Here is a 10,045-nt window from a genome sequence, read left to right as displayed (position 1 = left end):
AGTGCGTGCGTGATCCCGCGGTCCGCCAGCACCCGGCCCAGTGCTTCGTCCGCCAGCGGACCCGGCGGCGGAACCACCAGCGCCGCACCCCACACGAGACTCATGCACAGTTCGAGCACCGACGCGTCGAAGCTCGGCGACGAGAACTGCAGCACCCGGCTTCGCGGACCCACGGCACACCGCTCGGCCAGCACCGTCGCGAAGGCCGACAGTCCCTGGTGCGAGACCGCCACGCCCTTCGGGCGTCCCGTCGAACCCGACGTGTAGATGACATACGCCGGATGGCCCATGACGAGCCCCGTCGGCCGGTCCTCGTCCACCGGATCCGTCACCGGCTCGGCGTCCAGATCCAGATCGTCCAGGAGCACCTGGCCGGCGGCCACCGACTCGGGCACACGGTCCGCCTCGTGACCCGTCGTCACCACCAGCACGGGTCCCGCGTCCTCGATCATGTAGGCGATCCGGTCGGCCGGGTAGTCCGGGTCCACCGGCACATACGCGCCGCCCGCCTTCATCACCGCCAGCCGGGCCACGATGATGTCCACCGAGCGCGGCAGCAGCACGGCGACGATCCGCTCCGGACCCACACCCCGCCCGATGAGGTGGTGCGCGAGCCGGTTGGCCCGCTCGTTCAGCTCCGCGTACGACAGCGAACCGTCGTCGGACACGACCGCAGGCGCATCCGGAGTACGGGCCACCTGCGCCTCGAACAACGCCGGGAACGTCGCGGCGGGCACCGCGGGCCGGGCACCCCGCCAGGCCTGAAGCAGCCGCTCCCGTTCCGCACCGGTGAGTACGTCGAGGCGGCCCAGGAGCTGCTCGGGGGCATCGGTGAAACTCTCCAGGATGTGCTGGAGTCGTTGGCCGATGAGCTCCACATGCCCGGCGGTGAACAGATCCGGGCGGTAGCCCATGCGCAGCCGCATCCGCTCGCCGGGGAGGATCGCCAGGCTGAACGGGTAGTGGTTGTCGTCGGTGGTGTGCACGCCGGTGACGCGCAGGCCGTCGACGGGCTCGGAGAAGCCGTCGGTGTCGACCGGGTAGCTCTCGAACGCGGTGATGGTGTCGAAGAGTTCGCCGCCGCCGAGGAGGGACTGGATGTCGGAGAGGCCGTAGTGCTGGTGGTCCATCAGCTCCGACTGCTCGTCCTGGAGACGGCGCAGCAGGTCGGCGACGGGCCGTGCGGCGTCCAGGCGGACGCGGACCGGCAGGGTGTTGATGAAGAGGCCGACCATGTTCTCCATGCCGGCCATCTCCGGCGGGCGGCCGGAGACAGTGCTGCCGAACACCACGTCGTCCCGGCCGGTGAGACGGCCCAGCAGGACGCCCCAGGAGGCCTGCACCACGGTGTTGGCGGTGAGGTCGTGACGGCGGGCCAGGGCCGTGACGGCCGCGGTCAGCTCCTCGGAGAGCTCGTGGTGGTAGTAGTGCGGGGGCTCGGTGGCCGCGGCCGGGGCGGCCGGGGCCAGCAGGGTGGGCTCCTCGACCCCGGCAAGGGCCCGGCCCCACGCCTTCGCCGCCTCGTCACGGTTCTGGGCGGCGGCCCAGGCGAGGTAGTCGCGGTACGGCGTGACCCGCGGCAGCGCGGTGCCGTCACCGCCCTGCGCGTACAGGACGAACAGCTCCCGCAGCATGATCGCCATCGACCAGCCGTCGAGCAGGATGTGGTGGTTCGCCAGCACGAAACGGAACCGCCGGCCCGAGAGCCGTACGAGGGTGAAGCGCACCAGCGGCGGCGCGGTCAGGTCGAAGTGCTGGGCACGGTCGGCGCCCATGAGCGCCTCGAGGCGGTGCGGCTCGTCCTTTGCCGCCACGTCCGTCAGATCGATCTCCTGCCAGGGGAGCTCCACCTCGCGGGGGATGATCTGCACGGGCTTGTCGAAACCCTCGTGCAGGAAACCGGCGCGCAGGTTCGCATGCCGCCGCAGCAGGGCGGCGGCGGCCGTCTTCAGGGCCGCCACGTCCAGGGCGCCTTCGAAGTCGAAGGCGATCTGACCGCCGTATACGTCGAGCTCCTGCTCGTCGAGCAGGGCGTGGTACAGCATGCCCTCCTGCATCGGCGACAGGGGGAGGACGTCCTCAAGTCCCGCACCATTCATGACGACTTCCTCCACGTGCTTTCCAGAAGATCGAGTTGTGCCTGCGACAGGTTCACCAGCGGCATGTCCGACGGCGAGTGGCCGCCCGACTCCGGTGCGGCGGCGTGCCGGGCCAGCGCCTCCAGGGCGTCGAACCAGTTGTCCGCCAGATCGCGCATGTCCCGCTCGGGGAACAGCCCGTCGGGCCAGGTCCAGGTGACGTTCAGTTCCGGGCCTTCGGGAAGGTCCCTGACCAGAGCGTTGATTTCGATGGCGTGTGCCAGTCGGGTGTCCGGGTCGCCGGCGGCGGCTCCGGTCAGGGCCGCCGATTCCGGTGCCATGGCCCAGTCCTGGCCCTCGGCGCCCGGAGCACCGATGCGCCCGAGGTAGTTGAAACCGATCTGGGGGTCCGGGTACTCGGCCAGCAGGGGGGCCGTGGCCGGGTTGAGGTGGCGCAGCATGCCGTGACCGATGCCGTGGTCCGGCACGGCTCGCAGCTGCTCCTTGACCCGCTTCACGGCGCGTCCCAGTGCCGCGCCGCCGGCCCTCACCTCGTCCCGGTCGAGCTGCCCGGGGTCGAGCCGTACCGGGTACACGGTCGTGAACCAGCCGACCGTACGGGACAGATCGGCGCCCCCGACCACGTCCTGGCGGCCGTGGCCCTCCAGGTCGACGAGGACGGCTCCGTCCTCGCCAAGGCCCCGGCGGCGGCGCCACTGGGACACGGCCAGGGCGAGTCCGGTGAGCAGCACGTCGTCGACCCCTGCGTGGAACGCGGCCGGGACGCCGGTGAGCAGCGGCTCGGTGCGGTCGGCGGGCAGGGTCAGGGTGAGCGAGCGTGCTCCGGCCGCGGTGTCGGACTCCGCGAGCGGGCGTCCGCCGAGAGGTGCCTCCTCCTCGGACAGCATCTCCAGCCACAGCTCCGCCTCGTCCTCCCGCTCGGCGGCGGCCTCGGTGAGGCGCTCCGCCCAGCGGCGGAAAGAGGTTCCGTTCGGTGCCAGGCTCGGCTGTCCGCCGTCGGCTGCGGCCTGCCAGGCCGCAGCCAGGTCCGGGAGCAGGATCCGCCAGGACACGCCGTCGACGACCAGGTGGTGGGCGGTGATCAGCAGCCTGCCCGGGGCCGACGGCCCGGCGTCGAACCAGACCACCCGGAGCATCCGTCCGGCGGCCGTGTCGAGTCCGCGCCAGGCGGCCTCCGCCTCGGCGGCGACCAGAGCCTCCAGGTCCGCACCGGTGAAGCCGCCCGTGGGAACACGGACCACGGCCTCGGTGGCCGGGACGCTGCCGCGGGCGGGTATCTCCAGCGACCAGGGCGTGTCGCCCCCGCCGCGGGTCACGGTCATCCGCAGCGCGTCGTGGTGGTCCAGCACGGCCTGGACGGCTGTGGTCAGGTGCTCCAGGCCCAGTCCGGCCGGCACCTGCACCAGCATCGACTGAACGAAACCTTCGGTGGCCCCGCCATGCTCCTGGAGCCAGCGGATGACGGGGGTGGCCGGCAGAGCGCCGATACCGGCGTCCGGGTCCTCGGCGGGGGCGTCCTGCGCTTCGCGGACCACGGGCGCCAGGGCGGCTACGGTCCGGTGCGTGAAGACGTCCTTCGGGGAGAAGACCAGGCCGGCGGCGCGGGCGCGGGCGACGAGCTGGATGGAGACGATGGAGTCCCCGCCGAGGTCGAAGAAGCTGCTGTCGACACCGACCTCGGGCAGTCCGAGCACTTCGGCGAAGAGCGCACACAGCGCCTGCTCGACCGGGTCGCCCGCCGCACGGCCCGTCGCCTGTGCCGAGAAGTCCGGTGCGGGCAGCGCCTTGCGGTCGAGCTTGCCGTTGGCCGTCAGCGGCAGCGCGTCCAGCAGGACGACGGCCGCGGGGACCATGTACTCGGGCAGGGTCCGCCCGACGCGTTCCCTCAGCACGGCGGGCTCCGGGGCGGCACCGGCGGCCGGGACCACGTAACCGACCAGCCGGCGGACGCCGGGGGTGTCCTCACGGACCACGACGGCGGCCGCGGCCACGTCGGGACCGGCGGTCAGCGCGGATTCGATCTCGCCGAGCTCGATGCGGAAACCGCGGACCTTGACCTGATCGTCGGTCCGGCCCCGGTACTCCAGCAGCCCGTCCGCCGTGGCCCGCACCAGGTCGCCGGTGCGGTACAGGCGGGAGCCGGGCTCCCCGAAGGGGTTGGCCACGAAGCTGCCGGCCGTCAGGCCGGGGCGTCCCAGGTACCCGCGGGCCAGCTGGTCACCCGCGAGGTACAGCTCACCGGTCACCCCCGGCGGGACAGGCTGCAGGTGTCCGTCGAGAACATGGATCCGGGTGTTGCGTACCGGTCGGCCCACCAGGGGCTTCTCGCTCTCCGACAGAGGCAGGAACACCGTGTCGATGGTGGCCTCGGTCGGGCCGTAGAAGTTGTACGCGGTGGTGTGCGGAGCGGCGCGGAGACGTGACCACAGGTCGGGGCCGACGGCCTCGCCGCCGAGCATCAGCACCGCCGGGTGGTGCCGGCCATCGGCCAGCATTCCCGCCTCCACCAGCTGCCGGGCGAACGCCGGGGTGAGGTCGAGGAAGTCGACGCCTTCCCGGTCGATGTAGTCGGCCAGAGCCTCCGGATCGCGACGGGTGTCGTCGTCGATCAGATGGAGTTCGTGGCCGTCGAGCATCCACAGCACGCCGTCCCAGGCGGTGTCGAAGGAGAACACGGCCGTCAGGGCCACCCGGAAGCGGCCGGCAGGGCCGTCGGCCCGTGCGTGCCGGTCGAAGAGCGTCTCCTTGTGGCTGTGGAACAGGTTGACCAGGTTGCGGTGCTGCACGACCACGCCCTTGGGGCGGCCGGTCGAGCCCGAGGTGTAAATGACGTATGCCGCGGCGGCGGGTGTCAGCGGCGCGGTGCGGTCGCTGTCCACCACGTCCGCCGGACCGGCGGCGGCCAGCTCCCGGCCGGTCTCCTCCGTGTCCAGCACCAGGCGTCCGATGCCCGCGCCGAGACCGTCGGCCGCCCAGCGGGCGTCCACCTCGCCGTCGGTGAGCACCACCGCCGGCGCGGCGTCCTGGAGCAGGTAGGCGATGCGGTCCGCCGGGAGCCCGGGGTCCACCGTCAGGAAGGCGGCACCGGCCTTCAGCACCGCGAACATCGCGACCAGCACCTGTGCGCCGCGCGGAAGCGCGAGCGCGACGATCCGCTCCGGTCCGACGCCCCGCCCGATGAGCAGCCGGGCCAGCCGGTTGGCCCGCTCGTTGAGCTCCGAGCAGGTCAGCGTGGTGCCGCGGAAGACGACGGCGGTCGCGTCGGGCGTGCGGGCGGCCAGGCCTTCGAGCAGTGTCTGGACGGGGTGTCCGGGCACCGGGTGCATCAGCGGGTTCCCGCCGGCGAGCGCTGTCTCCCGCTCTTTCGCGGTCAGCACGTCCAGTCGGCCGACCGGACGGTCCGGGTCCTGGGCCACCGCTTCGAACAGCCCGGTCAGCCGGGCCGCCAGGGCCTGCGCGTGGTCCTGCGGGAAGCGGCCCGGAGCGTACTCCAGTCGCAGCTGGAGCCGTACCCCGGGCAGCGCCGCGAGGGTGACGGGGTAGTGCGTGGCGTCCGCGCCGTCGACGTCGGACACCCGCAGCCCGGTACCGGGGAGTTCCAGTACCGCCGCGTCCATCGGATAGCTCTCGAACACGGTGAGGGTGTCGAAGAGGTCACCGATGCCGACGAGACCCTGGATCTCGGAGAGCTGCACGTGCTGGTGGGGCATCAGCCCGCTCTGCGCGGCCTGCACACGGGTCAGCAGGGTGGTGACGGTCTCCGCCGGGTCGACGGTGATCCGCACCGGCACGGTGTTGATGAACAGGCCCACCATCGACTCGATGCCGGGCACCTCCGGCGGCCGGCCGGAGACGGTGGCGCCGAACACCACGTCGTCCCGCCCGGTCGACCGGGCCAGCAGCACCGCCCACAGGCCCTGCACCACGGTGTTGAGCGTCAGTCCGGACCGGCGGGCCCACTCCTGGAGTCCCGCGGTCAGCTCCGCCGACAGCTCGAAGGGCAGCTGTCGCGGCACCTCGGCCTCGTGGCCCGTGCCCCGGGCCCCGGAGTCGTCCGGGACCAGCAGCGTCGGCTCCTCCACCCCGTCCAGCGCGCTCCGCCAGGCGTCCAGGGCCACGGCGCGGTCCTGCCCGTCGACCCAGGACAGGTAATCGCGGTACGGGGTGACGCGCGGCAGGTCGCGGTCGGCGCCGATGTTCCGGGCGTAGAGGGTGAACAGCTCGCCGAACACGATCGGCATGGACCACCCGTCGAGCAGGACGTGGTGGTTGCTGAACACCAGCCGGTGGCGTTCGCCCGCCAGCTTCACGAGGGTGAAGCGCAGCAGGGGCGCGACGGACAGGTCGTAGCGGGCGGCACGGTCCTCGGCGAGGATCCGCTCCACCCCAGCCCGTTGCGCGGCCTCGTCCAGACCGCTGAGGTCGGCCTCCTGCCAGGGCAGAGCCACGGTGGCGGGGATCACCTGGACCGGGCGGTCCGCGACGTCCAGGCGGAACGCGGCCCGCAGGTTGTCGTGGCGCGACAGCAGCGACTCGGCGGCGGTCCGCAGGGCGTCGGCGTCCAGCGGTCCGTCCAGGCCGAAGGAGAACTGGACGCTGTAGACGTCCGGTCCGCCCTCGTCGAACATCGCGTGGAAGAGCAGCCCCTCCTGGAGCGGCGCGACGGGCAGGATGTCGGACGGCGCGGGGTGTGTCTCCTCGATCCGGTCGATCTGTTCCTGGCTGAGCCGTACCAACGGCAGGTCGGCCGGGGTGAAGCCGCCCGCTCCGGGCAGGGCCGCGTGCGCGGCGATCTCCCGCAGCGCGTCGAACCAGGCGGCCGAGAGCGCCCTGACGGCGGACTCGTCCAGCAGGCCCTCGGCCCATACCCAGGTGACGGTGAGCACGGGACCCTCGCCCTGCCCGTCCTGGACGACGGCGCTGATCTCCAGGGGGTGCGGTACGGCCATCGCCGCGTCGGCGATGCCGGTGCCCAGCAGCAGGTCCGACTCGGCAGCCGGGGCCCAGTCGGCCGGGCCGGCGCCGGTGCCCATGCGGCCCAGGTAGTTGAAACCGATCTGCGGGACGGGCAGCGCGGCGAGCACGGGCCGCGCCCCGGGGTCGAGGTGGCGCAGCAGGCCGTAGCCGATGCCGTTGTCCGGCACCGCCCTCAGCTGCTCCTTGACCCGCTTCACCGCGGTGCCGGCGCCGTCCGCACCCGCGTCCAGACGCACCGGGAACAGGCTGGTGAACCAGCCCACCGTCCGCGACACGTCGACGCCGGCCAGTACGTCCTGCCGGCCGTGTCCCTCCACGTCCAGCAGCACCTCGTCACCGTCGAGGCCACGGCCCCGGCGCCATCTCGGCACCGCCAGCGCCAGCCCCGCCAGCAGCACCTCGTTCGCCCGGGCGTGGAACACCTGGGACACCTCGCCCAGCAGCGCCGCGGTCACTCCGGCCGGCAGCGACACCGACAGCGACCGGGCGGTCCCCATGGTGTCGCGGGCCGGGTCGGCGGGACGGTCGCCCAGCAGGGGGTCGGGCCCGGTCAGGGTCCGCTCCCAGAACGGCAGTTCGCCGGTGCGGTCGGCCGTGTGAGCGGTGAGCTCCCGCGCCCAGGTGCGCAGCGAGGTCGGCACCGGGTCGAGCTCGATCCGACGGCCCGCGGCGACGGCCGCACCTGCGGCGGCCAGGTCGGTGAGGAGGATGCGCCATGACACACCGTCGACCACGAGGTGGTGGGCGACCAGCAGCAGCCGTCCGGGAGCCTCGTCCCCGGCGTCGAACCACACGGCCCGCAGCATGACGCCGTCCTCGGGGGCGAGGGCCGCCTGCGCCATGTCGTGGTGCAGGGCGATGGTCTGCCGCAGACCGCTCTCGGCCAAGCCGCGCGCGTCGGCACGCAGCATCAGGCCGGTGGCCCGGACGGCGTCGCGCGGGAGCACCTCCAGGGACCAGCCGTCGGTGCGGCGGTCCAGCCTGCTGCGCAGTGCGTCGTGACGGTCCAGGAGTGCCTGCACCGCCTCGGTGAGCTGCTCCTGACGCGTTCCGGCGGGGATCCGCAGCAGCATCGACTGGCTGAACCGGTCGGTGGGACCGCCGAGTTCGGATAGCCAGGCGACGATGGGCGTGGTGTCGACAGGGCCGATGCCCGCGTCCGGGTCCTCCGTCGCGTTCGCGGTGGCGGCCTCGGCGACCTCCGCGAGCGCGGCGACGGTCTTGTGCTGGAAGACGTCGCGGGCAGTGATGCCGAGCCCGGCCTTGCGGGCGCGGGCGACGAGCTGGATGGAGACGATGGAGTCGCCGCCCAGGTCGAAGAACCCGTCGTCGATGCCGACGGTCTCCACTCCGAGCACCTCGGCGAAGATCGCGCACAGCGATGTCTCCACGGGCCCGGAGGGTGCCCGGCCCGCGCCCGGGGCCCGGCCGTACGTGGGTGCGGGGAGTGCGGTGCGGTCGAGTTTGCCGTTGACGGTCAGCGGGAGGGTTTCGAGGGTGACGATCGCGGCGGGCACCATGTGCTCCGGCAGCGATGTGCGGAGCGATTCCCGGAGCGTTGTCGGGTCGGTGGTGGTGTCGCTGTTGTTGACGATGTAGGCGACGAGGCGGCGGTCGCCGGGGCGGTCCTCACGGACCAGCACTGCTGCCTGGCTGATGCCGTTCTGGTTTCGGAGGGCTGTTTCCACTTCTGCGAGTTCGATGCGGAAGCCGCGGAGTTTGACCTGGTCGTCGGTGCGGCCCAGGTAGGTCAGTTCGCCGGGTCGGGTCCATCGCACGAGGTCTCCTGTGCGGTACATCCGTTCTCCGGGTGTTCCGTAGGGGCACGCGATGAAGCGTTCGGCGGTCAGGTCGGGGCGGTTGAGGTATCCGCGGGCGAGGCCGGTGCCTGCTACGTACAGTTCGCCGGTGACGCCGGGGGCGACGGGGCGCATGGTCTTGTCGAGTACGAACACCCGGGTGTTCGTGATGGGTGTTCCGATCGGCACGCTGTGGGGCTGTGTGCCTGTCAGTGGGGCGCTCATCGTCGCGCATACGGTTGTTTCGGTGGGGCCGTAGGCGTTGACCATGCGGCGGCCCGGTGCCCAGTGTTCGACGACGTTGCCGGGTACGGCTTCGCCGGCGACGACCAGTGTGCTCAGTCCTGGCAGGTCCGAGGGTTTCATCGCTGCCAGTGCGACGGGCGGGATGGTGGCGTGTGTGACGTGCAGTTCGCGCACGGTGTCGGCGAGGTCGGTGCCGGGGCGCAGTTGTTCGGCGGAGGCGGTTACCAGTGTCGCGCCGCACAGCCAGGCGGAGAAGACTTCGGATATGGACGCGTCGAAGCTCGGGGAGGCGAATTGCAGTACGCGGCTGTTGTCCGTGACTGCGAATCGTTCGATCTGTGCGGATGCGAGGTTTCCGACGCCGGTGTGGGAGACCACCACGCCCTTGGGGCGTCCTGTGGAGCCCGATGTGTAGATCACGTATGCCGGGTGGGCCGCGTGCAGGGGTGACAGCCGGTCCGTGTCTGTGGGGTTGTCGGGTGCGTGGTTGTGGAGGGGGAGGTCGTGGATCTGCAGGACGGTTCGTGTGGTGGTCGTTGTGTCCGGGAGTTCGGGCAGGGTCCCCAGGTCGTGGGTGAGGACGAGTACGGGGTCGGCGTCGTTCAGGGTGTAGGTGATGCGTTCGGCCGGGTGTGCCGGGTCGACCGGCAGGAACGCGGCTCCTGTTTTGAGTACGGCCAGTTCCGCGACGAGGAGTTCCACGGAGCGGGGCAGTACGAGAGCGACCACGCGTTCGGGTCGGGCGCCGTGGCTGATCAGGTGCCGTGCGAGGCGGTTGGCGCGCTCGTTGAGCTGGGTGTAGGTGAGGTTCTCGCCGTTGTCGCCGAGCAGGGCGGTCTTGGAGGGGGTGCGGGCCACCTGGGCCTGGAACAGTTCGGGGAGGGTGCCGGTGAGGGTCGGGGCCGTCGTGTCGTTCCACGTGCC

At 72.0% G+C, this 10,045-nt stretch carries 2 protein-coding genes; both read right to left on the bottom strand.

Features of this window, described 5'->3' with window-relative positions:
- Positions 1-2,099, bottom strand: a 2,099-nt coding sequence (locus tag ABTZ94_RS31900) for a non-ribosomal peptide synthetase (RefSeq protein ID WP_351206017.1), incomplete at its 3' end; no start/stop codon positions are given.
- Complete coding sequence (locus tag ABTZ94_RS31895; RefSeq protein ID WP_351206015.1) at positions 2,096-9,979, bottom strand: non-ribosomal peptide synthetase; 7,884 nt, start codon at positions 9,977-9,979, stop codon at positions 2,096-2,098. The genes ABTZ94_RS31895 and ABTZ94_RS31900, both read right to left, overlap by 4 nt.
- Positions 9,980-10,045 lie beyond the last annotated feature (66 nt).

The organism is Streptomyces sp. NPDC002785 (assembly GCF_040295565.1).
Lineage (GTDB): Bacteria > Actinomycetota > Actinomycetes > Streptomycetales > Streptomycetaceae > Streptomyces.
The sequence above is the reverse complement of the archived record's forward strand: the minus strand, read 5'-3'. Positions and strand labels throughout refer to the sequence as shown.